Annotated in this window: 24 protein-coding genes; 21 read left to right on the forward strand and 3 right to left on the reverse strand. The window is 45.4% G+C overall.

Features of this window, described 5'->3' with window-relative positions; translation table 11 throughout:
* Positions 1 to 5: 5 nt before the first annotated feature.
* Together ACYVRS_RS12660 and ACYVRS_RS12665 are read right to left on the reverse strand one after the other, a co-directional pair.
* Entirely contained in the window at positions 6 to 215 is a 210-nt protein-coding gene (locus tag ACYVRS_RS12660; protein ID WP_461203469.1) for a GNAT family N-acetyltransferase, read from the reverse strand.
* A gap of 15 nt (positions 216 to 230) precedes the next feature.
* Positions 231 to 434, reverse strand: a complete 204-nt coding sequence (locus tag ACYVRS_RS12665; protein WP_461203470.1) for a GNAT family N-acetyltransferase — start codon at positions 432 to 434, stop codon at positions 231 to 233.
* Between the two features lie 70 nt (positions 435 to 504).
* Here ACYVRS_RS12665 and ACYVRS_RS12670 point away from each other — a divergent pair, with 70 nt between their 5' ends.
* From ACYVRS_RS12670 to cls, 4 genes are all read left to right on the forward strand, one after another.
* Positions 505 to 1554 carry a DUF7278 family profilin-like fold-containing protein gene (locus ACYVRS_RS12670; protein ID WP_461203471.1) on the forward strand — a complete coding sequence of 350 codons (1050 nt, stop codon included), beginning with the start codon at positions 505 to 507 and terminating at the stop codon, positions 1552 to 1554.
* Positions 1555 to 1893: 339 nt separating this feature from the next.
* Complete coding sequence (gene alaS / locus ACYVRS_RS12675) at positions 1894 to 4536, forward strand: alanine--tRNA ligase (protein ID WP_461203472.1); 2643 nt, start codon at positions 1894 to 1896, stop codon at positions 4534 to 4536.
* 215 nt (positions 4537 to 4751) lie between these two features.
* Positions 4752 to 5894 (forward strand): cation diffusion facilitator family transporter, encoded by a 1143-nt coding sequence (locus ACYVRS_RS12680; protein WP_313540431.1) that lies wholly within the window; start codon positions 4752 to 4754, stop codon positions 5892 to 5894.
* 9 nt (positions 5895 to 5903) lie between these two features.
* A complete protein-coding gene (gene cls / locus ACYVRS_RS12685) occupies positions 5904 to 7370 on the forward strand; it encodes a cardiolipin synthase (protein WP_461203473.1) in 1467 nt (488 codons plus the stop codon).
* On the opposite strand, the gene ACYVRS_RS12690 is transcribed toward cls, so the two are convergent.
* The gene (locus ACYVRS_RS12690; protein ID WP_312499158.1) at positions 7356 to 7766 is read right to left on the reverse strand and encodes a ribonuclease HI family protein; all 411 of its coding nucleotides are present in this window, start codon (positions 7764 to 7766) and stop codon (positions 7356 to 7358) included. The two genes, cls and ACYVRS_RS12690, sit on opposite strands and share 15 nt — an antisense overlap.
* 65 nt (positions 7767 to 7831) lie before the next feature.
* On the opposite strand from ACYVRS_RS12690, the gene ACYVRS_RS12695 reads away from it, so the two are divergent.
* From ACYVRS_RS12695 to ACYVRS_RS12775, 17 genes are all read left to right on the forward strand, one after another.
* Positions 7832 to 8257, forward strand: a complete 426-nt coding sequence (locus tag ACYVRS_RS12695; protein WP_054114936.1) for an EbsA family protein — start codon at positions 7832 to 7834, stop codon at positions 8255 to 8257.
* 157 nt (positions 8258 to 8414) lie between these two features.
* A complete protein-coding gene (locus tag ACYVRS_RS12700; protein ID WP_313539088.1) occupies positions 8415 to 10085 on the forward strand; it encodes a formate--tetrahydrofolate ligase in 1671 nt (556 codons plus the stop codon).
* A gap of 173 nt (positions 10086 to 10258) precedes the next feature.
* Positions 10259 to 10660 carry a hypothetical protein gene (locus ACYVRS_RS12705; RefSeq protein WP_313539086.1) on the forward strand — a complete coding sequence of 134 codons (402 nt, stop codon included), beginning with the start codon at positions 10259 to 10261 and terminating at the stop codon, positions 10658 to 10660.
* A gap of 1 nt (position 10661) precedes the next feature.
* Positions 10662 to 11369, forward strand: coding sequence for a CBS domain-containing protein (locus tag ACYVRS_RS12710; protein ID WP_461203474.1), 708 nt, complete (start codon positions 10662 to 10664; stop codon positions 11367 to 11369).
* Positions 11366 to 11821, forward strand: coding sequence for a signal peptidase II (lspA, locus tag ACYVRS_RS12715; RefSeq protein WP_312499151.1), 456 nt, complete (start codon positions 11366 to 11368; stop codon positions 11819 to 11821). The genes ACYVRS_RS12710 and lspA overlap by 4 nt, the downstream gene beginning before the upstream one ends.
* A gap of 10 nt (positions 11822 to 11831) precedes the next feature.
* Entirely contained in the window at positions 11832 to 12740 is a 909-nt protein-coding gene (locus ACYVRS_RS12720) for an RluA family pseudouridine synthase (RefSeq protein WP_312499149.1), read from the forward strand.
* 242 nt (positions 12741 to 12982) lie between these two features.
* A complete protein-coding gene (gene pyrR, locus ACYVRS_RS12725) occupies positions 12983 to 13519 on the forward strand; it encodes a bifunctional pyr operon transcriptional regulator/uracil phosphoribosyltransferase PyrR (RefSeq protein WP_054114942.1) in 537 nt (178 codons plus the stop codon).
* 20 nt (positions 13520 to 13539) lie between these two features.
* The gene (locus tag ACYVRS_RS12730) at positions 13540 to 14820 is read left to right on the forward strand and encodes a solute carrier family 23 protein (RefSeq protein ID WP_461203475.1); all 1281 of its coding nucleotides are present in this window, start codon (positions 13540 to 13542) and stop codon (positions 14818 to 14820) included.
* A 42-nt stretch (positions 14821 to 14862) separates the two neighbouring features.
* Complete coding sequence (locus ACYVRS_RS12735; protein ID WP_461203476.1) at positions 14863 to 15789, forward strand: aspartate carbamoyltransferase catalytic subunit; 927 nt, start codon at positions 14863 to 14865, stop codon at positions 15787 to 15789.
* Positions 15790 to 15827: 38 nt separating this feature from the next.
* Positions 15828 to 17111 (forward strand): dihydroorotase, encoded by a 1284-nt coding sequence (locus ACYVRS_RS12740; protein WP_461203477.1) that lies wholly within the window; start codon positions 15828 to 15830, stop codon positions 17109 to 17111.
* A gap of 1 nt (position 17112) precedes the next feature.
* Complete coding sequence (locus ACYVRS_RS12745; RefSeq protein ID WP_054114946.1) at positions 17113 to 18192, forward strand: carbamoyl phosphate synthase small subunit; 1080 nt, start codon at positions 17113 to 17115, stop codon at positions 18190 to 18192.
* A 1-nt stretch (position 18193) separates the two neighbouring features.
* The gene (gene carB / locus ACYVRS_RS12750; RefSeq protein ID WP_461203478.1) at positions 18194 to 21379 is read left to right on the forward strand and encodes a carbamoyl-phosphate synthase large subunit; all 3186 of its coding nucleotides are present in this window, start codon (positions 18194 to 18196) and stop codon (positions 21377 to 21379) included.
* Positions 21380 to 21400: 21 nt separating this feature from the next.
* A complete protein-coding gene (locus ACYVRS_RS12755) occupies positions 21401 to 22177 on the forward strand; it encodes a dihydroorotate dehydrogenase electron transfer subunit (RefSeq protein WP_461203479.1) in 777 nt (258 codons plus the stop codon).
* 2 nt (positions 22178 to 22179) lie between these two features.
* Positions 22180 to 23106 carry a dihydroorotate dehydrogenase gene (locus tag ACYVRS_RS12760; protein ID WP_313539067.1) on the forward strand — a complete coding sequence of 309 codons (927 nt, stop codon included), beginning with the start codon at positions 22180 to 22182 and terminating at the stop codon, positions 23104 to 23106.
* Entirely contained in the window at positions 23103 to 23816 is a 714-nt protein-coding gene (pyrF, locus tag ACYVRS_RS12765) for an orotidine-5'-phosphate decarboxylase (protein ID WP_461203480.1), read from the forward strand. The genes ACYVRS_RS12760 and pyrF overlap by 4 nt, the downstream gene beginning before the upstream one ends.
* Positions 23816 to 24454 carry an orotate phosphoribosyltransferase gene (pyrE, locus tag ACYVRS_RS12770; protein WP_461197494.1) on the forward strand — a complete coding sequence of 213 codons (639 nt, stop codon included), beginning with the start codon at positions 23816 to 23818 and terminating at the stop codon, positions 24452 to 24454. The genes pyrF and pyrE overlap by 1 nt, the downstream gene beginning before the upstream one ends.
* A gap of 162 nt (positions 24455 to 24616) precedes the next feature.
* Positions 24617 to 25294: a carbonic anhydrase family protein gene (locus tag ACYVRS_RS12775; protein WP_054115026.1), complete on the forward strand. Its 678-nt coding sequence runs from the start codon at positions 24617 to 24619 to the stop codon at positions 25292 to 25294.
* Positions 25295 to 25343 lie beyond the last annotated feature (49 nt).

Here is a 25343-nt window from a genome sequence, read left to right on the forward strand (position 1 = left end):
GAGGGTTATTTTAGTTTTTTCAGCATGGTCACACAAGGAATCCCATCTTCTAAATAAGGTGCAGAACTGATTTGGTACTCGCAGGACAAGTAAAATCCGCTGGCAGTGATTTCAGCTGAAAGGATGGCGCGTTCGGCACCGGCGCGTTGGCCTCGTTCTTCCAAGAAGGCTAGCAAGCGTTTGCCATATCCTTGTTGTCGATAGGCTGCAGCCACACAAAAACGATCCGGCTAGACTGTCATTGGGTCGCTTAATTGATAGCGCACGGTGGCGATTGGCTGATCATTGTCGCCCAGCCACAAGTAATAAGGGCAAGTTTGATCCAATCGGTCAAACTCTAAAGCAGCGGGAATCTGTTGTTCTTCAACAAAAACCGTGCGCCGCAAGGCATAGACCTGTGCTGTCAACCAGGGGCTGCGTCCAAAATAAAGCATGTATTTATTCCCTCCTGATTCATGGTATACTCTAGGTAAAGTAATTGTAGCAGATGAGAGGGGATATGACGTGGATTTTTTTGAGGCGTTGCAATGGAACAATTGGAAAAAGCTGCCGTTGGAGGTCAAAAACCAGTTGATCCAACAGATATTGATGTATTTTGTCAGTCCATTAAAGGAAATAACCGATCTGCATCTAGTGGAATATGCGTATGCCGGAATCAAATGCACGACGTTTCAGCTAATGATCGATGATGAGGCTTTCGTATTTGTGCCAGGCACTTCCGAGGCAATCTTGGGTTGGGATTTAGGTGTTCAAGGGTTGACGCTATCAAGCTGGGGACAATCATGGCAAACAGCAAATACCCATGCCGCAGGTTTGGCTCAAACCTATGGCTTTCAAAATGAACAGGATTGGTCTGATTATGTCAATGAATCTACCAGTCCGCTGCGTAAAGCTGAAATTGCGCCTATGCTGGTGCAATGTTATGCATTACCAGTTGGCAGTACCTTCGTGGGGATTCTCAACACCGTCACTGCAGAGTTTCGCGGCCATGTCGAGCGATACAATTTGTTTGCCGACGATCTGCAAGCAACATTCCATCGGCCGACTTCCTTCGAAGAAAGCTTACGCTATGCGTTGCCTCAAGGAATCGTGAAAGAAAATCACTATTATGCTGCTTTGCATCCTTTGACCGACGATTATATGCTGTTCGATCATCAAGCAGTATCCCATACGATGCTGCAAACAAGATTGGCTGCTGAGGGCTTTTCGTTGTTGTCAGAAGACCAGTGGGAATATTGCTGCGGCGCGGGCACAAGACGGCTTTTTCGCTGGGGGAATGAGAAATCCTGCGAGGATGGAATGACACTGCCTGCCTATGAGCTGCTGGAGCCCAATATGTTTGGCTGCATGTATGGGTTAGCGGACGGCTGGGAATTGACCGATGGCTTGTCCTTGAAAATGGATAAGTTGACAGCTTGCGGTCATTCATTATTGGATGCCTTGCCCTATGCCACCTACTATCGGTCACGTCAGATCTTGCAACCGGAAAAAGTCCTTTCTCCCCAAGATTATCGCTATCGTAAAGCGATTTTGATCGAAAAAGACCGCATCTAAGGATTGACTTTTTCTTTATCTTTCCTTATACTTTGAATGATAAAGGATATCGTTGGTTTGGTGTTGCATCACAGAAAGTTTTTCACTGCTGAGAGAAAAACATGTGCCCAGCTGAATGGCTCCCTTTGATCGGTTTTCAACAGCAATGTTGACGCGTACTCAGTGTTAGCGAGTCTAAGAGGTAATGAGTTACATCATTGCAAGCAAGGTGGTACCGCGTGTTGACGTCCTTGTCTTTGCAATGGTGTTTTTTTGTCTTTTTTTCTATACGCCGCGATCAACAGGAGAGAGAGTATGCACCACGACCTAAACGAACATAGCAGAAAGTAGGAGAATAAAGTGAAACAATTATCCAGTGCAGAAGTACGCAAACTGTTTTTAGATTTTTTCCAATCTAAAGGCCATTCTATCGAACCAAGTGCATCATTGGTTCCTGTCAATGACCCGACATTATTATGGATCAATTCGGGTGTCGCAACATTAAAGAAATATTTTGATGGTTCAGTCGTACCTGAAAATCCGCGTATCACCAATGCCCAAAAATCAATTCGGACCAACGACATCGAAAATGTGGGTAAGACTGCCCGTCACCATACGATGTTTGAAATGCTAGGTAATTTTTCCATCGGCGATTATTTCAAAAATGAAGCGATTCATTGGGCCTGGGAATTTTTAACTGGTGCTGAATGGATGGCTTTTGATCCGGAAAAATTATATGTGACTGTTTACCCGAAAGATACGGAAGCAAAACGTATTTGGGCGGAAGAAATTGGTTTGACTCCAGAACATATTGTTGAGATCGAAGACAATTTCTGGGATATCGGTGCGGGCCCATGTGGACCGGATTCAGAGATTTTTTATGATCGTGGTGAAGCGTTTAATGATGTAGCGGAAGATGATCCAGAAAATTATCCTGGCGGCGAAAATGAGCGTTATTTAGAAATTTGGAACTTAGTCTTTTCTGAGTTCAACCACCAGCCTGACGGTTCTTATGAACCACTGCCGCACAAAAACATTGATACGGGGATGGGTCTGGAACGTATGGTATCGATCGTGCAAAATGCACCAACCAACTTTGAAACAGATCTATTTATGCCGATCATTGAAGCAGTTGCCCAATTGAGCGGAAAAGTCGCATATGGTGATAGCAAAACAACGGATATCTCGTTCAAAGTCATCGCTGATCATATCCGTGCGCTTTCTTTTGCGATTGGCGATGGCGCACTGCCATCAAATGAAGGCCGTGGCTATGTCTTGCGTCGTTTGCTACGTCGTGCGGTCATGCATGGCAAGAAATTAGGGATCGACGCTGCTTTCTTGTATAAATTGGTGCCAATCGTTGGTGGTATTATGGAAAGCTACTATCCTGAAGTATTGGCACAACAAGCCTTTATTGAAAAAGTCGTTCGCAGTGAAGAGGAACGTTTCCATGAAACCATCAATGAAGGTTTAGCCATCTTGAACGATGTCATCGCTGCAGTCAAAGCTGCAGATCAAGATACATTGCAAGGGGCAGATATTTTCAAACTATATGATACGTATGGTTTCCCAGTAGAATTAACAGAAGAAGTGGCAGAAGACGAAGGATTGAAAGTCGATCATGCAGGGTTTGAAGCTGAAATGGAGGCACAACGGACCCGCGCGCGTGCTGCCCGTCAAACGGAGTTATCTATGGGCGTTCAATCTGCTTTGCTGACAGACATCAAAATCGACAGCCGTTTCGTCGGCTATGACACCCAAGAAGTCAAAAGTTCTTTGCGCGTCTTGATCCAAGAGGAAGCATTGCAAGATACGGCGAATGAAGGCGAAGCGCAATTGATTTTTGCTGAAACGCCATTCTACGCCGAAATGGGTGGACAAGTCGCAGATACTGGAACGATCGTTGATGAAACAGGTCAAATCGTTGCCGAAGTCACCGACGTGAAGAAAGCGCCGAATGGTCAATTCCTTCATACAGTCACGATCCTTGCACCGATCACAGTCGATACAGTGTATTTCTTGCAAGTCGATCAGCACCGTCGCAATAAAATTATCAAAAACCACACAGCAACCCACTTGCTGCACAAAGCGTTGAAAGAAGTATTGGGCAATCATGCCAATCAAGCCGGTTCATTAGTGGCACCTGGGCACTTGCGTTTTGACTTTAGCCATTTTGGTCAAGTCACTGCTGAAGAACTGAGCCAAATGGAACAAATCGTCAATGAAAAGATTTGGGCCGCTTTGCCAGTCGTAACCATTGAAACCGACATCGATACTGCCAAAGGCATGGGCGCGATGGCTTTATTCGGTGAGAAATACGGCCATGATGTTCGGGTAGTGAATGTAGCAGATTGGTCGATCGAACTATGCGGGGGAACCCACGTTGTGAATACGGAAGATATCGGTATCTTCAAGATCATTTCAGAATCTGGTATCGGCGCAGGCGTTCGTCGGATCGAAGCGGTAACGAGTGAAGAAGCCTATCGCTTGCTGCAAGACGAGGAAGCACAATTGAAAGCTGTTGCCTCTATCGTGAAGTCCGCACAAATCAAAGAAGTGGTTACCAAGACAGAACAATTGCACATGCAATTGCGGGAACTGCAAAAAGAGAATGAAGCATTGGCAAGCAAATTGGCCAATCAGCAAGCTGGAGATGTCTTTAAAGAAGTCGAAGAGATCAATGGTGTCCGTGTGATCACAGCCAAAGTCAATGTCAAAGATATGAACCAACTGCGTCAATTGGCCGATCAATGGAAACAAAAAGACTACTCCGATGTGTTGGTCTTAGCAACTGCCAATGATGGCAAAGTCAATCTTTTGGCAGCTGTGAATGCAGCGGCTAACGCCAAAGGCATAAAGGCTGGCGATCTGATCAAAACCATCGCACCAATCGTTGGCGGTGGTGGTGGCGGCCGTCCTGATATGGCGCAAGCAGGCGGTAAGAATCCTGAAGGAATCGCAGAAGCCTTGAGCAAAACCAAAGAATGGTTAGCCGAAAAATAAAACAACCCTTATTTATATTTAGACAAAAGCGATTGTCAGAAGATAACAGAATGATTGAGGTCATTCTGTTATCTTTTTAAATGTACGTTTATCTGGTCCTATCATTGAGAGTCAAAAAAAACTTTTTTTCAAATGAAGAGAGGAATAGTTGTTTAAATCTTTTCTTTCGGGGTAAAATAAGAAAGACGAAATTTTAGGTGAGAGGGGGACGACTTGTGGCTGATTTTAATCAGAAAGGCAATCGTCAAAACGGATCTGATGACCGTGTGGCGATCGGTGTGCGGGCAGGTTGGCTAGGGCTGGGATCGAACCTTGTCTTGTTTATCGGCAAGTTTTTGATTGGCTTATCGGCGGGATCAGTGTCGATCATGGCTGATGCAATCAACAGTTTGACCGATACAGCTTCCTCATTGCTAACGTTGATCGGCTTTCGGATCGCGGGGAAGCCAGCAGATAGTGAGCATCCTTATGGACATGCCCGTTTTGAATCCATCAGCGGGTTTGTAGTCTCTTTGCTGATCACCTTTGTTGGGGGGCAATTCTTGCTTTCCTCAATCAATAAAATCATCACACCGGAACATATTCGCCTTTCATCTATGCTGTTTGTTGTCTTAATCTTTTCGATTGGTATCAAAGTCTGGCAGGGCTTGATGTACCGATCGCTGTCAAAAAAAATTGATTCGGCGACATTGCAAGCCAGTGGCCAAGATAGCATCAATGATGTCATCACGACAGCTGCTGTTTTATTGTCAGCAATCATAGAATGGCTGACAGGCTGGCGGGTCGATGGGTACGTTGGGTTGCTGATCGCGCTGTATATTTTATATAATGGGATTCAAATGATTCGCACATTTATCAATGATTTGTTAGGCAGTCGTCCAACCGAAGCCGAGTTGACAGAAATGGAAGAACGGTTGGCTAGTTATCAGACAATCTTGGGTTTTCATGATCTGCTCGTTCATAATTATGGCCCTTCAAATCGATTTGCGAGTGTGCATATCGAAGTGGATGATACCTGGACCTTGAATCAAGCCCATCAAGTGATCGATCAAATCGAGCATGACTTTTTCACGCAGCTTCAAGTGGAGCTTGTTTGCCATTTGGATCCGGTCCCGATCCATGATCCGCTTTATCGCCAATTGAGACAAGCCGTCAAAAGATTGCTGCGGATGATCGATCCGCAACTAAGAATGCATGATTTTCGTGTGTCGGGGGAAAAGATTTACTTTGATCTGGTCATTCCGAATGAAGCACTCTACCCAGATGCGGCTATTCGGAAAATGATGCAGGAAAAAATGACGGAGGAATTAGGAAACTATGTGGTGGAGATCACCTTTGACCATAGTTATCTATTGTAGGAGGAAAATATGATTAGAATGGATATGAGTATGGTTTCAACTGTCTTTGTGGCACTGCTCTTCATCAATACAGTGGCAGCCTTCATTACAGTGTTTCGCAAACCACGCTCGATAGCAAGTGTGTTTGCCTGGATGATGACGTTGGTCTTCATACCAGGATTAGGGTTCGTTTTGTATTTGTTTTGCGGTCGGGGGATCGATGGAGAAATCATTTATAAATTTAGTGAACACCACCAAAGCCGCATCAATGAAATCAATCAAATCATCAAAGTGCACAACTATTCTTTCCCTGATCATCCCTATTCGGATGACAACCATTTATTGGAACGCTATTTTAAAAACTTAGATGAGTCGCCGTTGACAAAAGGCAACAAAGTTGATTTCTATACCGATGGCAAAGAGAAGTTTGCGGCATTGTTTGAAGATATCAAACAAGCCCAAGATAACGTGCACGTAGAGTATTACTCTTTTTTTAATGATGAGATCGGTGGTCAATTTTTATCGATCTTGATCGATAAAGCCAAAGAAGGAGTCGAAGTTCGTTTGGTATATGATCCATGGGGATCACCAAAAGCCAATCGCAAGTTTTTTCAACCGTTGATCAATGCGGGGGGGAAAGTTGCCCCGTTCATTACATCTAAAAATTTGATCCGCAATACCCGATTGAATTATCATTTGCATCGGAAAATCGTGGTTATCGATGGACAAATCGGCTGGACGGGCGGCTTTAATGTAGGGGATCAGTATTTAGGCAAAAAAGCCAAATTTGGTTACTGGCGAGATACCCACGCCCGTATCGTTGGTACCGCTAGTTTTACGTTGCAAGAGATTTTTATCCGCGACTGGAATGCTTCCGTGCAAAAAGAAGAAGATCAGCTGGAATATGCAGACAATTATTTTATTTTGCCTTCAAAAGAAGATTCTGGCAATGTGGATATGCAAATCGTGGCGGATGGACCAGAATCAGAAACCCAAATCCTCAAAGGCGGTTTTGTCAAAATGATTTTGGCTGCCAAAGAGTCCATTTGGATCCAAACACCTTACTTGATTCCCGATGATAGTATGATGAACGCACTGGAAATCGCGATCCATTCAGGGGTCGATGTTCGCATTATGATCCCTTGTATGCCAGATCATCCATTTATTTATCGTGCGACGCAGCATTATGCCAATTATTTGCATCGTCGGGGCGCCAAAATCTATGTGTACAATAATGGATTTTTACACGCCAAGACGGTGATGATGGATGATACGATTTGTTCATTTGGGACCACCAATCAAGACATCCGCAGTTATGCATTGAACTTTGAAGTCAATGCCTTTACGTATGACCATGATGTCACGCAAACGTTGAAACAATTTTTTGAAGAAGATATGCTGCAATCGACTTTGCTGACGGATGAACTATTAGCAGGACAATCCTATTGGCTGCGATTCAAGCAAAACTTTTCACGACTGCTTTCACCGATCTTGTAATTTCAGGGCTTTGGCCAACCCTTGTCTGGCCAGATGATCGGCGCCCTTATTTTGACTTTCGGGAATCCATTGAATGATCGCCAAAGCATACTGATCTAGCAAAAGACGAATCTGCTGTAAATAATCTTTGAAATCGGGATTATTGGTATAGTCTTTATCAATGGTCTGCGCCACGATTTTACTATCGGTAAAGAACATGCAGGTTTGCTGATGCAGCTTTCTTTCTAAGACCAAGGTCAACGCTTGGGCCATGACGGCGAATTCAGCTTGATGGTTGCTGCCTTGTGCTAATGGGAAGGACAGTTGTTCATATATCTGGTCACCCACAAGCATGATGCCGCCGCCGCTAGGACCAGGATTGCCTTTTGTGGAAGCATCGAGATAGATTTTTAACATATTTTCACCCTTTTTGTTATGATTAACTTATAGTATACAAGAAATAAATGGTGTGAGGAACATATATGAAGCGTAAATTTTACTGGCAGCCAGAAGCTGCAACAGCGATTATTTATTGGTCATTGACTTTGATCATTTTATTTTATAGTTTGATTTTGGCTTTGGAGAATACCAGACCCTACTGGAAAAGCAATTTGGTGCTGGCGTTCTTTGTGTTATTTGTCTATTTGGGCTCGCGGCGCAAAGTATCGTTAGATGATACGCAACTCACGATCCGTTATGCCCGTATTTGGAAAAAAAGAGTGATCCGTTATACAGAGATCGAACATCTCTGCAACGAAGGACGGATGTTGAAGATTTCAACCAGCAATGAGCAATGGACCGCTGCTTTCCGCAAACAGGATGTTTCAGCTTTGGCGGAATATTTGTCGGATAAAACAGCATTGCCGATTGTTTCAGGTGTGGTAGAAAAAAGACCGCCGATCGACTAATGATAAAGTGCTCTCTGGATGCTGCAGCAGAAGGAGAGGCTTTTTTTGCTATTGGGCACAAACTCGGGCTTCACATCTGTTGAAAAACTAGTATAATGGATATATAGCAAACGAATCTTTATTTATATGCTAAATAGTTCGTGAATAGAGGGTTTGAATGAAATCAGATATTGAAATAGCACAAGAATCAACGCTTAAACCGATTATTGACATTGCGCAGACCATCGGCTTGACTGATGATGATGTATCTTTATATGGCAAGTATAAGGCCAAACTGGAGTGGTCAGCGATCGAAGCACGCAAACAACAAGCAACCGGGAGATTGGTCCTAGTTACGGCAATCAATCCAACGCCTGCCGGAGAAGGCAAATCGACCGTGACTATCGGTCTTGCAGATGCCTTGAATCGGATCGGGAAGCAATCCGTGATTGCATTAAGAGAACCTTCATTGGGACCTGTGATGGGTGTCAAAGGCGGTGCGGCCGGTGGCGGCATGGCACAAGTGTTGCCAATGGAAGATATCAATTTGCACTTTACAGGAGATATGCACGCGATCACTGCGGCGAACAATGCCTTGTCCGCTTTGATCGATAATCATATCCAACAAGGGAATGAACTAAACATCGATCCCCGCAGAGTGAGTTGGAAGCGCGTCGTCGATTTAAATGATCGGTCCTTGCGACAAGTGATCGTAGGACTAGGTGGACCTGTGCAAGGGGTGCCTAGAGAAGATGGATTTGACATCACAGTCGCCAGTGAAATTATGGCCATTTTATGTTTGGCCACCAGTATCGATGATTTGAAACAACGCTTGAGTCACATTTTGATTGGGTATACGTATGACCGGCAGCCTGTTTTCGTAGCAAATCTTCAAGTCCAAGGTGCATTGGCCTTATTACTCAAAGATGCTTTGAAACCGAATCTTGTCCAAACGATCGAAGGCACACCAGCCTTGGTGCATGGCGGCCCATTTGCCAATATTGCGCATGGCTGCAACAGCGTGATCGCTACAGAATCTGCTTTGCGTTTAGGCGCTTATACTGTAACGGAAGCCGGATTTGGTGCTGATTTAGGGGCTGAGAAATTTTTGGATATCAAAACACCGAATTTGTCCAAAGCGCCGGATGCCATCGTCGTCGTTGCAACGATCCGCGCCTTGAAAATGCATGGCGGTGTGGCAGTTAATGCGCTAGGCAGCGAGAATCTTGACGCGATCCGAGCAGGCTTTGGCAATTTGGCTCGTCATGTCAGCAATCTGCGGAAATACCAGATACCTGTGGTCGTGGCATTAAATGGATTTGTCCAAGATACTGAACAGGAAAGACTACTGGTAGAAGACCTGTGTCAAGAGATAGACGTCCAAGTTGCTAGAACCGATGTGTGGGCGCAGGGAGGCGCAGGGGGCGAAGCACTCGCGCAGGCTGTAGTCCAGACGATTGAGAGCACGCCTGCCCGCTACCAACGATTATACTCGGATGCACAATCTTTGGTTGAAAAAGCCGAAACGATCGTACGTGAAATCTATGGCGGTTCTGCCGTTGAATTCTCAGCAAAAGCCAAAAGTCAGATAGCGGCTTTCGCTGAAAACGGTTGGGATCAATTGCCTTTATGTATGGCAAAAACCCAATATTCCTTTAGTGATGACCCGCAACGCCTAGGGGCACCAAAGGATTTTACGGTCACCATCCGTGAATTTGTACCAAAACTAGGTGCCGGCTTTATCGTGGCGCTGACAGGAGCAGTCATGACCATGCCAGGCCTGCCGAAACAACCAGCTGCCTTGAAGATGGATGTCACTTCTGATGGACAAGCGGTGGGACTGTTTTAATAGAGAAGCACAGCGACTACTGTCTGCACGATGGTAGTCGTTATTTTTGGTGCGTTGTCGTCTTTAGGCGCAAATTTCAGTTTTTCTTGTTATAATCAGAAGAGGTCTGACAAAAGCTGTTTTATTTTTGCAGATTTTCAAGTATACTTAAAAAATTGGAGTGTGTACCTGCTATGCAAATCGAAATCAAACGTCGCACAGGCTTTTTCGCCATGGCCAGTCCAATCAAATTGGTGCAAGCTGGACAACCGATTGCCAGTATCTCTCACGACCAATCACAATTGGTCACGATTGATCCGTCACAACCATTAACGGTTAAATTGATGATGCTTCGCAGTCAACCTTATAGGGTGAAGCATGAGATGATGCCGGTCAAGCTTGAGATTGTGCTTAATCCGCAGTTGAAACAGTTTTATTTTCTCAGTTATGGTCTGTTTTTCGTTTTTGCTGGTTTGAGCGGGTTATTTTATACGCAAGGCTGGCTTTGGCCGCTGTTGATTATGCTGATCGTCCTATATGGCGTCGGTTTGCGCTATTTCCTTGTGCGGGGTTATTTGATTAGGGAGGTTGAATAAGATGGCCAGTGGTGCCGATCTATTTCTAAGTAGTTTTAATCGGATCGAAAAATACTTGCGGGATGCATTAGATAACCCTCGAAATATGGGCTTTTCGGAAATGGTGCGTCGTTTGGCCAAGAGCCAAAAAGGAACGGTCCGAAAAGCAGAAGATGATTTATTGCAAATGGCGCAATTGCGCAATGCGATCGTTCATGAAAAAATTGGTGAAAATTTTGTGATTGCTGAGCCGAATCAATGGGTGGTAGAACGTATTCAAGCCATTGAGAAAGAATTGCTGCAACCGGATCGTGTCGTCCCTAAATTTGCCAAAAAAGTGACTGGGTTCGAGAAAGATTTGCCTTTGACGGAATTATTGAAAACAGTGGCCCAAAAACGCTATTCGCAGTTTCCTTTATATGATAAAGGGCAATTCTTAGGCTTGATCACGTTGCGTATCTTAGGCTATTGGTTTGCGAAAGAAAGTCAAACAGGCACATTAGATCTTGCCGGCCGCACGGCAGCCGAATTGTTGCATGCAGATGGGAAAAGAGCGAACTACTGCTTTGTTTCACCAGCTACGACCATCAGCGAAGTCGAGGAATTATTCCAGAAGAATACGTTTCTTGAGGCCGTCTTGATCACCAAAAATCAAGACCCTAATGGCAATTTATTGGGGATTATTCGGCCGAGAGATATTTTTAATGAAGAGAGTGTGGAAGATAGATGATAGCAGTGTTTTTTTTATTAAGTGCAGTCGTGATCGGTTTGGATCAATGGCTGAAAATATGGATCGTGGCCAATTATCAATTGGGTGAGACCCATTCGATGATCGATGGTATTTTTTCTTTGACTTATCTGCAAAATACAGGGGCAGCATGGAGTATTTTAGAAGGTAGAATGATTTTCTTTGCAATCATCACGGTCATTGCTGTGGCAGTCGTCGTCTACTTGATGTTCCGCTACCGTAAAAGCAGTTTGTGGTTTCGCTTCGGACTAGCATTTGTTCTCGCAGGGGCGATCGGCAACTTTATTGATCGGATGCAGCATGGCTATGTCGTTGATATGTTCCAATTTGATTTCATCAATTTCCCAATTTTCAACATTGCAGATATGTCATTGGTATGTGGGGTTATATTGATTTTTATTTATGCACTAACTGATGACGAAGCAAAAGGGTAAGGAGAAAATCATGGAAAAAAAACTTGAAGTAATCATTAAAGAAGAAAAAGGACGGGTTGACAAAGTATTGTCGGAACGATTGGCTGACCACACCCGGTCACAGATCCAGCAATGGCTCAAAGAAGATGCGGTGACACTTGAAGGAGAAGCCGTTCGTGCCAATTATAAGGTCAAATCCGGGGATCATTTCGTGATCCAAATCCCTGAACCTGAAGTATTAACCTTAGAACCAGAAAATATCCCTTTGACGATCGTCTATCAAGACAGCGACTTGGCAGTCATCAACAAGCCGCAAGGGATGGTGGTCCATCCGTCCGCAGGTCATCCAAACCATACTTTGGTCAATGCGTTGTTGTACCATCTGGATGATCTATCCACGATCAACGATGTCGTTCGTCCTGGGATCGTGCACCGCATCGATAAAGATACATCGGGTCTATTGATGGTGGCCAAAAACGACCATGCCCATGAATCGTTAGCCAAACAGTTGAAAGACAAGACCTCATTGCGCAAATACGTCGCATTGGTCCACGGCAATATCAGTCATGAGAAAGGAACGATCACTGCACCGATCGGTCGTTCAAAGGTCAATCGGAAGATGCAAGCTGTGATCGAAGATGGGAAGCCTGCGGTGACGCATTTTACCGTCTTGGAACGCTTTGATCAATTCACATTGGTGGAATTGCAATTGGAAACTGGCAGGACCCATCAAATCAGAGTCCACATGCAATATATTGGGTTTCCCTTAGCCGGGGATCCAGTCTATGGACCAAAGAAAACACTGAAAGGCAATGGTCAATTCTTACACGCCAAATTGTTGGGCTTCACGCATCCGACAACAGGTGAAAACATGGTCTTTGAAGCACCGTTACCTGCGTTGTTTGAAGAGACTTTAAAAAAATTGCGAAAAAATGATTGATTTTTTATTTAAAGAAATGTATAGTATTCCTAACAAGTGAATAGCTCCTTTAAATGTAGTCCCGTGAGGCTAAGAAGGAATGAGTAAGCAGACGACTCCCGCGTTGGAGATCGAACCCTTACTGGATGATGACGCATACCCAAAACAAGAGTAGTATCTAAGATTGGGCTGTAATCAGAAAACATGACTCCTACCTCTACCAGGTAGGAGTTTTTTTATGTTCAAAATGAGGAGGAAAACAGATGACAGCAAAAGAAGTGGTAGATGCAGTAACAATGAAACGTGCCTTAACACGGATCACCTATGAAATCATCGAAAGAAATCGCGGTATTGAGGATTTGGTGCTTGTAGGGATCAAAACCCGCGGTATTTACATCGCACAACGGATTGCAGAGCGTTTGAAACAATTGGAAGGCGTCGATGTGCCGGTGGGAGAATTAGATATCACGCTCTATCGTGATGACAAAAAAGCCGAAGAAGATCCAGAGATCCATTCTTCAGACATCCCGACTGCGATCGACGGCAAAGAAGTGATCTTGATCGATGACGTCTTATTTACAGGACGGACGATCCGCGCCGCATTGGATGCCATTATGGATATTGGCAGACCGAGAAGAATCTCATTGGCCGTCTTAGTAGACCGCGGACACCGTGAGTTGCCGATCAGAGCTGATTTCGTGGGCAAGAATATCCCAACGGCTTTAAGTGAAGAAATCATCGTTGAGATGGAAGAAACAGACGGTTCAGACCGCATTATGATCAACAAAGAAAACGACTAGGAAGAAGTGTGACACACAGGATGGAGAAGCAAGAATTTCGTAACCCGGATGCAGTTTTAGACATTAAAGATCGACCAAAAGCCCTGCCTTGGCTAGGCCTTAGTTTACAACACTTATTCACAATGTTTGGGGCAACCGTTTTGGTGCCTATCTTAGTTGGGATCAATCCAAGTATCGCCTTAGTAAGTTCAGGGCTAGGTACATTGGTCTATCTGATCACCACTAAAGGGAAGATTCCAGCTTATCTTGGCAGTAGTTTTGCCTTCATCGCAGCGATGCAAATGTTGATGAAATCAGACGGCTATCCTGCCATTGCACAAGGGGCCATCACTACAGGTTTGGTTTATGTCATCGTATCGATGATCATCAAACGCGCGGGGGCAGCTTGGTTAGACAAAATTTTGCCGCCGATCATTGTCGGACCGGTGATTATGGTTATCGGTCTTGGGTTGGCAGCGAATGCCGCGCAAAACGCGATGTACAATGACAGTGTCTATGACTTTAAATATATCTTGGTCGCTTTAGCGACATTAGGCTTAACGATTTTCTTCAACATGTTCCTGCGTGGTTTCTTGGGACTGATCCCGATCCTGCTAGGGATCGTGGGGGGCTATCTGATCGCATTAGCAGCAGGTATCGTCGATGTTCAGCCGATTATCGATGCTGCTTGGTTCAGCTTACCTAGTTTCGAGATTCTTTTTGTCAACTACACACCAACTTTACACTTGAATGCCATTACGACAATGGCACCAATCGCTTTTGTGACAATGACTGAACATATCGGTCACTTGATGGTCTTGAACAAATTGACCAAACGCAATTTCTTTGAAGAACCAGGTCTGAATCGGACGTTGATGGGGGATGGCTTCGCACAGATCGTTGCCGGCTTTGTTGGCGGACCACCCGTGACGAGTTACGGGGAAAACATTGGCGTCTTAGCCATTACGCGGGTCCACAGTGTGTTCGTCATCGGCGGCGCCGCAGCATTAGCCATTATTTTAGGATTTGTCGGCAAGCTAAGTGCGTTGATCCTGAGCATCCCTGGGCCAGTGATCTCAGGCATCAGCTTTCTGCTTTTCGGTGTGATAGCCGCCAGCGGTTTGAAAATCTTGATCGATAACAACATCGATTTTGACCGCAAGAAGAACTTGATCATTGCTTCAGTCATCTTAGTTGTCGGTATCGGTGGACTGGTCTTCACAGTCGGAACCTTCACTTTATCGGCCATGGCATTAGCGACTGTCTTAGGCATCTTCTTAAACTTAGTCTTACCAGAAACCTCTCGCAGCGAAGAACAATAGACGAAGGACAAGCATCATCCGCATAAAAGGAGGATTACATTCATGATTATCCAATCCGAACAAATCAGCTTAAAACATCTCTTAACTGTAGAAGCCTTATCTGATCGTGAGGTCATGGGACTGATCAGAAGAGGGCAAGCCTTTAAAAAAGGGGCCAAGTGGACCCCGCAAAAACCGCAATATTTTGCAACCAATCTTTTCTTTGAAAATAGCACGCGCACCCATAAGAGTTTTGATGTCGCCGAAAAAAAATTGGGCATCGAAGTGATTGAATTCGACGCATCTACTAGCTCAGTCCAAAAAGGCGAAACACTTTATGATACTGTCTTGACCATGTCTGCAATCGGCGTTGATATAGCGGTCATTCGCCATGGTGATGAACACTACTATGATGAATTGATCCAGAGTAAAACGATCCAGTGCAGTATCATCAATGGCGGTGACGGCAGTGGACAGCATCCTACCCAATGTTTGTTGGACTTGATGACCATTTATGAAGAATTCGGTCAGTTCTCGGATCTGAAAGTAGCGATCGTTGGTGATATCACCCATTCTAGAGTGGCGAAATCGAATATGCAGATGTTGAAACGATTAGGGGCGCAGGTCTTTTTCTCAGGACCAAAGGAATGGTATGACGAAGAATATGAAGTTTATGGCCATTGGCTGCCTTTGGATGAATTAGTCACTGAAGTGGATGTCATGATGATGCTGCGGGTCCAGCACGAACGACATGATGGCAAAGAGAGTTTTTCTAAAGAGGAATATCTAAAACATCATGGATTGACGGTGGCTAGAGCAGCGAAAATGAAGGATCATGCGATTATCATGCATCCGGCACCTGTCAATCGGGATGTCGAGCTGGCCGATGTGCTTGTTGAAAGTATCCGCTCTAGAATCGTCACTCAGATGGCCAATGGCGTCTATATCCGCATGGCGATCTTAGAAGCCGTATTGAATGGCAAAGCGTAACCATCGCAGCAAAACACCAACTTAAGGAGGAAGAAAACATGAAAACACTGATTAAAAATGGTCAGATAATCAAAAAAGACAATCAATGCGTTCCTGCAGCGATTTGGATCGAGGACGGTAAGGTTCGAGGCATTGGCAGTGACTTTTCTGACATAGCCTTTGATCAGATCATTGATGCCAAACAGCAACTGATCACAGCAGGATTGGTGGATGTTCATGTTCACTTCAGAGAGCCAGGATTTGAGTACAAAGAAACGATTGAAACAGGTAGTATGGCAGCAGCCAGAGGCGGATTTACCACCGTCTGTGCCATGCCAAATCTTGATCCTGTCCCAGATACCCCAGAGAAGTTAAACCGCGTTTATCAGAAAATTCAAACAGATGCGTCGATCAACGTCTTACAATACGCGCCAATCACAGAGAATCTACGCAGTGACGTATTGACGGATGCAGCAGCCATGAAGAAAGCTGGCGCTTTTGCGCTAACAAATGATGGTGTCGGCGTCCAAACTGCAGGGACCATGTATCTGGCCATGAAAGCTGCTGCTGAAAATGATTTGGCGTTGGTCGCCCACACAGAGGATGATTCGCTTTTGTTTGGCGGTGTCATGCACGCAGGTCAAAAAGCAGAAGCGTTGGGCTTGCCAGGTATCTTGAGTGTGACGGAAGCTTCTCAGATTGCACGAGATGTCTTGTTGGCGGAAGCGACGGGTGCCCATTATCATGTCTGTCATGTGTCGACAAAAGAGAGTGTCCGTGTGATTCGTGATGCCAAGAAAGCCGGGATCCATGTGACAGCTGAGGTTTCACCCCATCATTTATTGTTGGTGGATGAAGATATTCCTGCTGATGAAGGATTCTGGAAAATGAATCCACCATTGCGCAGTACAAACGATCGGCATGCATTGATTGAAGGTCTTTTAGATGGCACGATCGATTGTATCGCAACCGACCATGCGCCGCATGGCTTAGAAGAAAAAATGCAAAGTTTTTTAAAAGCACCATTCGGTATCGTAGGGTCAGAGTATGCGTTCCAATTGTTGTATACGCACTTCGTCAAAACAGGACGCTTTTCCTTACAGCAGTTGATTGATTGGATGACAGTGAAACCAGCGGATGTCTTCGGCCTAGATACGGGACGTTTGACAGTAGGTGCACCAGCTGATCTGGCCATCTTTGATTTGGAAGGCGCCTATGAGATCGATCCAGCGTACTTTTTATCAAAAGGCGTGAATACCCCATTCGGTGGATGGACATTGTACGGCGATACCAGTTATACATTTGTAAATGGCAACATAGTTTGGCAAAAAGGTGGGCGATAAGATGAAACGATGGTTGATTTTAGAAGATGGGACGTATTTTGAAGGCGAGGGCTTTGGTGCTAACATCAACGTCTATGGTGAAATTGTATTCACAACAAGTATGACGGGGTATCAAGAAACGATCACTGATCAAAGTTTCAATGGACAAATCATCACCTTTACCTACCCAATGGTGGGCAATTATGGTGTCAACCGAGATGATTACGAATCGATCGCCCCAACTTGTAAAGGGGTCGTAGTCAAAGAACATGCCCGCCGTGCCAGTAATTGGCGCAATCAGTTGACTTTAGATGAATTTTTGACCCGCAAGAACATTCCAGGCATTGCTGGGATCGATACTCGGGCATTGACCCGCAAGATTCGGCAGCATGGCACGATGAAAGCGAGTATCGTTGATGCGGGGGATACGTTTGATCATGCCTTCGATCAGTTGAAAGCCGCTGTTCTGCCCACCAATCAAGTTGCACAGGTGTCAACATCAAAACCATATCCAAGTCCAGGCACAGGCAAAAACATCGTAGTCATCGATTATGGATTGAAGCATAGTATCTTGCGGGAGCTGTCAAGAAGAAACTGCAACTTGACGATTTTGCCATACAATACTACTGCACAAGAAATTCTTGATCTAGCACCAGATGGCGTGATGTTGACCAATGGCCCAGGAGATCCCAAGAGTTTGCCAGAAGCCATTACGATGATTCAAGGCATTCAAGGAAAAGTACCGATCTTCGGCATATGTTTGGGGCATCAATTGTTTGCGCTAGCGAATGGGGCAGATACGTACAAAATGAAATTTGGTCACCGTGGCTTGAATCATCCGGTGCGAGAAATCGCAACAGGACGGATCGATTTTACCTCACAGAACCATGGCTTTGCAGTGGCTGAATCTTCTATTGATCCAGAAAAATTGATGATCACCCATGTGGAAGTCAATGATGGCACGATCGAAGGGGTACGTCATCGCCGCTACCCAGCATTCAGTGTTCAATATCACCCAGACGCTGCACCTGGACCCCATGATGCAGTGCACTTATTTGATGAATTTTTAGAAATGATCGACGCTTGGAAGGAGCAGAACTAATATGCCAAAACGTACAGATATCAAGAAAATCATGGTTATCGGCTCTGGTCCTATCATTATTGGACAAGCTGCAGAATTCGATTATGCCGGCACACAAGCGTGTCTGGCGCTAAGAGAAGAAGGCTATGAAGTCGTGCTCGTCAATTCAAATCCGGCAACGATCATGACTGACAAAGAGATTGCCGATAAAGTTTATATTGAACCAATCACCTTTGAATTTGTGTCAAGGATTCTTCGGAAAGAACAGCCAGATGCAATCTTGCCAACATTAGGCGGTCAAACAGGGCTGAATATGGCAATGGAATTGGCCAATTCAGGGATCTTAGACGAGTTGCAGATCGAGCTTTTGGGGACCAAATTATCAGCGATCGACCAAGCAGAAGACCGCGACCTTTTCAAACAATTGATGGAAGAACTTGAGCAGCCAATCCCAGAATCTGAAATCGTATCGACTGTTGAAGAAGCTGTGATCTTTGCAAAAAAAATCGGCTTTCCGATCATCGTGCGTCCAGCCTTTACGTTGGGCGGTACCGGCGGCGGCATGTGCAACAATGAAGAGGAACTGCGTCAAATTGCGGAAAACGGCTTAAAACTATCGCCAGTGACCCAATGTTTGATCGAGCGTAGTATTGCTGGGTTCAAAGAGATCGAATACGAAGTGATGCGAGATTCTGCCGATAATGCCATCGTTGTCTGCAACATGGAAAACTTTGATCCTGTGGGGATCCACACTGGCGATTCGATCGTCTTTGCCCCAAGTCAAACATTGTCAGACCATGAGTATCAAATGCTGCGGGATGCATCACTGAAAATCATTCGGGCTTTGAAAATCGAAGGCGGCTGCAACGTCCAGTTGGCACTTGACCCCCATAGCTTTAATTACTATGTGATCGAAGTCAATCCGCGGGTCTCTCGTTCCTCCGCATTGGCCAGTAAAGCGACCGGCTATCCAATTGCCAAACTAGCAGCCAAAATCGCGGTCGGATTGACCTTAGATGAAATGAAAAATCCAGTGACGGAGACAACCTATGCCGAGTTTGAACCAGCGTTAGATTACGTTGTTGCAAAAATCCCCCGCTGGCCTTTCGATAAATTCGAAACTGGCGATCGGCGCCTAGGGACACAAATGAAAGCCACTGGTGAAGTCATGGCCATCGGCCGCAATATCGAAGAATCATTGCTGAAAGCAGTGCGTTCATTGGAAATCGGCACCAATCATATTGAAATCAAAGAATTGGCAGAGCTGTCAGACAATGACTTGATCGAAAAAGTGATCAAAGCCCAGGATGATCGGTTGTTTTATGTTATGGAGGCCATTCGTCGCGGTTATACGATAGAAGATTTGAATGAGATGACCAAAATCGATCTCTTCTTCCTGGATAAACTGCTGCATATCTTCGAAATCGAACAAGCATTGGCAACAGCCAAAAATGACTTAGTACACTTGAAAGAAGCAAAGCAAAACGGCTTCACTGACCGTACGATTGCTGGCATATGGCAAACGACAGAAGATGCCGTTCGCGCCCAACGTCATGAAGCGAAGCTGGTGCCTGTTTATAAAATGGTTGATACCTGCGCAGCGGAATTCGAGTCAGCAACGCCATATTTTTACAGCACCTACGAATTTGAAAATGAAAGCCAACGCAGCGCAAAAGAATCCGTGCTGGTTTTAGGCTCAGGGCCAATCAGAATTGGACAAGGGGTCGAGTTTGATTATGCGACTGTTCATTCAGTCAAAGCAATCCAAGCGGCGGGATATGAAGCGATCATCATGAATAGCAATCCGGAAACCGTGTCTACAGACTTTTCGATCTCCGATAAACTATACTTCGAGCCTTTGACTTTGGAAGATGTCTTGAACGTCATTGACTTAGAGCAGCCGATCGGCGTTATCGTGCAATTTGGTGGACAAACCGCGATCAATTTAGCAGAACCCTTGGCCAAACATGGAGTCAAAATCTTAGGGACCAGCATTGAGGATCTAGATCGTGCTGAAAACCGCGATCTATTTGAACAAGCATTACAAAAATTGACCATTCCACAACCGCCAGGAGATACCGCAACGAATGAACAAGAAGCGATCGCCATTGCACAAACAATCGGTTATCCTGTACTGGTGCGTCCAAGCTATGTCTTGGGTGGACGGGCAATGGAAATCGTCGAAAACCAGGCGGATCTACAAGATTATATGCGTCATGCAGTCAAAGCTTCTCCAGAGCATCCAGTCTTAGTCGATCGGTATTTGGTTGGGAAAGAGTGTGAAGTAGATGCGATCTGCGATAGAGAAACAGTGTTGATTCCCGGGATCATGGAACATATCGAGCGCGCTGGGGTCCATTCAGGAGATTCGATGGCCGTTTATCCGCCGCAAAATCTTTCAGATGACATCATCGCAACGATCGAGGATTATACCAAACGCTTGGCAATCGGTATGAACTGTATCGGTATGATGAACATTCAGTTCGTGATCCACGAAAATCAGGTCTATGTGATCGAAGTCAATCCTCGTGCAAGTCGTACGGTGCCATTTTTAAGTAAAGTCACGGAAATCCCAATGGCGCAAATTGCCACTAAAGCGATTTTAGGTGATAAGATCACTGCACTTGGCTACCACGATGGGCTCTATCCAACACCGAATGCGGTGCATATCAAAGCGCCGGTCTTCTCCTTTACAAAACTTTTAAAAGTCGATACCTACTTAGGACCTGAAATGAAATCGACAGGGGAAGTCATGGGTTCGGACAAGAATTTGGCAAAAGCACTGTATAAAGCCTTTGAAGCATCCGGCTTGCATATCCCTGAATTTGGCAGAGCACTCTTTACAGTTTCTGATGAAAGCAAGGAAGAAGCAGCAGCTTTAGCGGCCAGATTCTTCGAGGTTGGCTTTACTTTACTAGCTACAAACGGCACGGCGGATTACTTTGAAGCGCAAGGACTGCCAGTCACGCGCGTCGCTAAAATCTCAGATACGGCCGCTGCAGAAAATGTGGTAGATTTGATCAGAAACGGCACCACGCAAGTCGTAGTCAATACGATGGACAAAGATCGACGCAACACGACGGAAGATGGCTTTATCATTCGTCGAGAAGCAGTGGAACATGGCGTGCCACTATTTACATCCCTCGATACAGCGGATGCGATTTTGAAAGTGATGGAGTCTCGAAGTTTTTCTACAAAAGCAATATAACGGATAGGGGTTTGACGACGGATGAAACAAGAAGACTTGACAATCGTAAGACAACGGCAACTGGCGCCGAGGATTTTTGAAATGACGCTAAAAGGGGAATTGGTCAGTCAAATGACCACCCCTGGTCAATTTCTCCATCTTAGGGTGCCGCAACAGGCTTTTCTCTTACGGCGGCCGATAAGTATCAATCATGTAGATTTAGCAAAAAAAGAATGCCGGATCATTTACCGGGTCGAAGGAGAAGGCACTGAGATTTTCTCACATTTGACAACGGGAGATTTGCTAGATGTGATGGGTCCGTTAGGCAATGGCTTTCAATTTCATCATTTGACCCCCGGCGAAACAGTGTTCGTCGTGGGGGGCGGGATTGGTGTACCACCCCTCTATGAACTATCCAAACAGTTGCGCCAACGTCAGATCAACGTCATCCATTTCCTTGGATTTGCCAGTAAAGATGTTATGTATTACGAGGCAGAATTTAAAGCTTTAGGTGATACGCGGATCGCCACAGATGATGGCAGTTATGGTGTACAAGGAAATGTCGGAAATGTATTGATGGCTGCAGCCCAAACGCCTGCAGCTGTCTTTGCATGCGGCAACAACGGTTTATTGAAAACAGTTGCCCAACTCTATGAAGCGCTTGATGATGTGCAACTTTCGATGGAAGCCCGCATAGCTTGCGGGATGGGGGCTTGTTACGCTTGTGTTTGTCACACGAAAGAGGATGAAACGGGTGTCAAAAGCGTCAAGGTCTGTGATGAAGGGCCTGTCTTTCAAGCGAGAAAGGTGGTTATCTAGAGATGGTTTTACAAGTGAAACTACCCGGATTAGATTTAGCGAATCCGATCATGCCTGCGAGCGGCTGCTTTGGTTTTGGGGCAGAGTATGACAAATACTATGATATCAGTCAACTTGGTGCTGTGATGATCAAAGCCACGACGCCTGAAGCCCGTTTTGGCAATCCAACGCCACGGGTTGCCGAAACCCCAAGCGGTATGCTGAACGCCATTGGTCTGCAAAATCCCGGTCTGGATGCCGTCTTGGGTCAAATTTTACCGGATTTAGCCGCTAAGCACCCCGCATTGCCGATCATTGCTAATGTGGCGGGTTCAACAGTCGAAGACTATGTGCTTGTTTGTAAAGAGATCAGCCAGGCGCCGAATGTCAAAGCGATCGAACTGAATGTGTCTTGTCCCAATGTCAAACACGGCGGCATCGCTTTTGGTACCGATCCAGCAACTGTTGGTGCCTTGACAGAAGCCGTTAAAGAAGTGTCGCAGGTACCAATCTATGTCAAATTGTCACCGAATGTGACTGACATCGTGCCGATTGCTCGCGCGATCGAAGCGGGCGGGGCGGACGGGTTCACGATGATCAATACCTTATTGGGGATGCGGATCGATCTGAAAACCAGAAAACCAATTCTTGCCAATCAAACTGGCGGCTTGTCGGGACCGGCGATCAAACCAGTAGCAATACGTCTGATTCGGCAAGTCGCACAAGTTTCGCATTTACCAATCATTGGCATGGGTGGTGTGATGACCGTGGATGATGTACTGGAAATGTTTCTAGCCGGTGCGCAAGCCGTGGCAGTGGGAACCGCAAATTTCACCGATCCTTATATTTGTCCGAAGCTGATCGACGCTTTACCCTTGCGGATGGCAGAGCTCGGTATATCTTCATTGGAACAACTCATCAAAGACGTCAGAGAGGAGCTTGATCAATGAATCAACGACCAATCATTGCATTAGATTTTCCAAACAAACAAGAAATCGAGGCTTTCTTCACCCATTTTCCGCAGCGTGAATCCTTATTTGTAAAAGTCGGCATGGAAATTTTTTATCAAGAAGGGCCGGCAATCGTTGCTTGGTTGAAGGATCAAGGTCATGATGTCTTTCTTGATTTGAAGCTGCATGATATACCTAACACCGTCGAAAGAGGGATGGCCCGTTTGGCTGGTCTGGGGGTGTCATTGACCAATGTCCATGCCGCCGGCGGTATCGACATGATGGAGGCGGGTCTAGCTGGATTACACAAAGGCACGCCAAACGGTGCACGGGTACCAGACCTGATCGCGGTGACGCAATTGACTTCCACCAGCGAAGCACAAATGCACCGAGATCAGCAAATTTTGACTTCTTTGCAAGATAGTGTCTTGCATTATGCCAAACGTGCGCAAACTGCTGGTCTGCAAGGGGTGGTCTGCTCAGCACATGAAGCAAAGATAATCAAAGAACACACGAGTGAGAATTTTATTCGCTTGACACCCGGGATCCGACCAGCCGGCAGTGCCATTGGTGATCAAAAACGGGTGATGACACCGAAAAATGCCCGCAAAGCTGGCGCTACGATGATCGTTGTCGGTCGGCCAATCACGCAAGCGGCAGCTCCATATGAACGTTATCTTGCAATCAAAGAAGCATGGGAGGAACAATAATGCATACACAAGCCAAACAAATCGCCAAAGATTTATTAGCCATCGAGGCCATCTTTCTACAACCAAACGCGCCCTTCACTTGGGCTAGCGGCATCAAAAGTCCAATCTACTGTGACAATCGCATCACGATGAGTTATCCGCAAGTCAGACGAGCTATCGCACAAGGACTAGCTGAGAACATAAAAACGAGGTTTCCTGATGTTGAAGTCATCGCGGGTACCGCAACTGCGGGCATTCCCCATGCAGCATGGGTAGCTGAATTGCTTGATTTACCAATGGTTTACATTCGCAGTCAAGCCAAAGCCCATGGCAAAGGCAATCAAATCGAAGGGCGAATCACCCCTAATCAAAAAATGGTCGTGATCGAAGACCTTCTTTCCACCGGCGGCAGTGTGCTTGAAGCTTGCAGTGCGGCGAAGAGAGAAGGGGCAGATGTGTTGGGTGTTGCGGCTATTTTCACCTATGAATTGCCACAAGTGGCAGTAAACTTTGCCGAAGCAGGTTTCCCTTTTGTTACGTTGACAAATTATACTACTTTGATCGATGTGGCATTAGAAACAGGCAAGATTCAAGCAGATGATGTGACCTTGTTGAAAGAGTGGCGCCAGTCACCAGCAACATGGAAGGCCAACGACTAAATCATTCTTCATGAAACGAATAACGAATAGCTTACAGTCAGCTGTAAGCATATTCGTTTTCATTTTATTTATTTTCTGATAGCATGGGGAGAAAGTTTTCTTAGCGTAAACTTTACAATGACTATTCGCTTGATATAGGAGGCTGTTTGTTTGAAAAGAAATATGGATGTGCCCTGGAGTTATTCAGGCGATAATGGACCCGAACATTGGCATACATTGTGTGACTGGTATGCAGAAGGCGCGGAGTTCCCGTTGCAATCCCCAATCGCATTGGTCCATGACGAAACCGAAGAACCAATCGATCAAGATCTGACGTTCCATTATACCCGTGAGCAATTTACCGAGAAAGAATTTAAAAACACAATCCACTTTGTTCCCTTCGATAAAGAGAGCTATGTGACGTTCCAAGGGGTCGACTACCACTTGACGGATATTCATTTCCACATGCCTTCAGAACATATCATCGATGACGAACAACAAGAACTTGAATTTCATTTGGTGCATATGAATGAAGCAGGGCAGAACTTGGTTGTTGGTATCTTATTCCGTCTGACGGATAAACTGAACTGGATCTGCAATGCACAAGATGACAGTATTTGGGATTTCGAAAACCACGTTCAATGGTTCGATCCGAGCATGTTCTTGCCAGAACGGACCCACCATTTTCACTATGTGGGCTCATTGACCACACCACCAACCAAAGGACCAATCAACTGGTTCGTTTTTGACTGGGTGGGAGAGATGAGCCGCAAGTTTATTCAAGAATTCCGGGAAGAAGTCTTGGAAAACAACAACCGGCCTTTGCAAGACCGCAAAGAACGACCGATTTATTTCTATTGAGATTCAAATATGGTGCGTTAAAAATAATAATCGGTAAGTAAATCTAAAA

This window comes from Enterococcus salsurae (assembly GCF_054784955.1).

Coding starts and splice junctions, on each gene's coding strand:
- ACYVRS_RS12665 (WP_461203470.1), bottom strand. CDS start 434: ATGCTTTATTTTGGACGCAGCCCCTGGTTGACAGCACAGGTCTATGCC.
- cls (WP_461203473.1), top strand. CDS start 5,904: ATGATTAGAATGGATATGAGTATGGTTTCAACTGTCTTTGTGGCACTG.
- ACYVRS_RS12690 (WP_312499158.1), bottom strand. CDS start 7,766: ATGTTAAAAATCTATCTCGATGCTTCCACAAAAGGCAATCCTGGTCCT.
- ACYVRS_RS12695 (WP_054114936.1), top strand. CDS start 7,832: ATGAAGCGTAAATTTTACTGGCAGCCAGAAGCTGCAACAGCGATTATT.
- ACYVRS_RS12700 (WP_313539088.1), top strand. CDS start 8,415: ATGAAATCAGATATTGAAATAGCACAAGAATCAACGCTTAAACCGATT.
- ACYVRS_RS12705 (WP_313539086.1), top strand. CDS start 10,259: ATGCAAATCGAAATCAAACGTCGCACAGGCTTTTTCGCCATGGCCAGT.
- ACYVRS_RS12710 (WP_461203474.1), top strand. CDS start 10,662: ATGGCCAGTGGTGCCGATCTATTTCTAAGTAGTTTTAATCGGATCGAA.
- lspA (WP_312499151.1), top strand. CDS start 11,366: ATGATAGCAGTGTTTTTTTTATTAAGTGCAGTCGTGATCGGTTTGGAT.
- ACYVRS_RS12720 (WP_312499149.1), top strand. CDS start 11,832: ATGGAAAAAAAACTTGAAGTAATCATTAAAGAAGAAAAAGGACGGGTT.
- pyrR (WP_054114942.1), top strand. CDS start 12,983: ATGACAGCAAAAGAAGTGGTAGATGCAGTAACAATGAAACGTGCCTTA.
- ACYVRS_RS12730 (WP_461203475.1), top strand. CDS start 13,540: ATGGAGAAGCAAGAATTTCGTAACCCGGATGCAGTTTTAGACATTAAA.
- ACYVRS_RS12735 (WP_461203476.1), top strand. CDS start 14,863: ATGATTATCCAATCCGAACAAATCAGCTTAAAACATCTCTTAACTGTA.
- ACYVRS_RS12740 (WP_461203477.1), top strand. CDS start 15,828: ATGAAAACACTGATTAAAAATGGTCAGATAATCAAAAAAGACAATCAA.
- ACYVRS_RS12745 (WP_054114946.1), top strand. CDS start 17,113: ATGAAACGATGGTTGATTTTAGAAGATGGGACGTATTTTGAAGGCGAG.
- carB (WP_461203478.1), top strand. CDS start 18,194: ATGCCAAAACGTACAGATATCAAGAAAATCATGGTTATCGGCTCTGGT.
- ACYVRS_RS12755 (WP_461203479.1), top strand. CDS start 21,401: ATGAAACAAGAAGACTTGACAATCGTAAGACAACGGCAACTGGCGCCG.
- ACYVRS_RS12760 (WP_313539067.1), top strand. CDS start 22,180: ATGGTTTTACAAGTGAAACTACCCGGATTAGATTTAGCGAATCCGATC.
- pyrF (WP_461203480.1), top strand. CDS start 23,103: ATGAATCAACGACCAATCATTGCATTAGATTTTCCAAACAAACAAGAA.
- pyrE (WP_461197494.1), top strand. CDS start 23,816: ATGCATACACAAGCCAAACAAATCGCCAAAGATTTATTAGCCATCGAG.
- ACYVRS_RS12775 (WP_054115026.1), top strand. CDS start 24,617: ATGGATGTGCCCTGGAGTTATTCAGGCGATAATGGACCCGAACATTGG.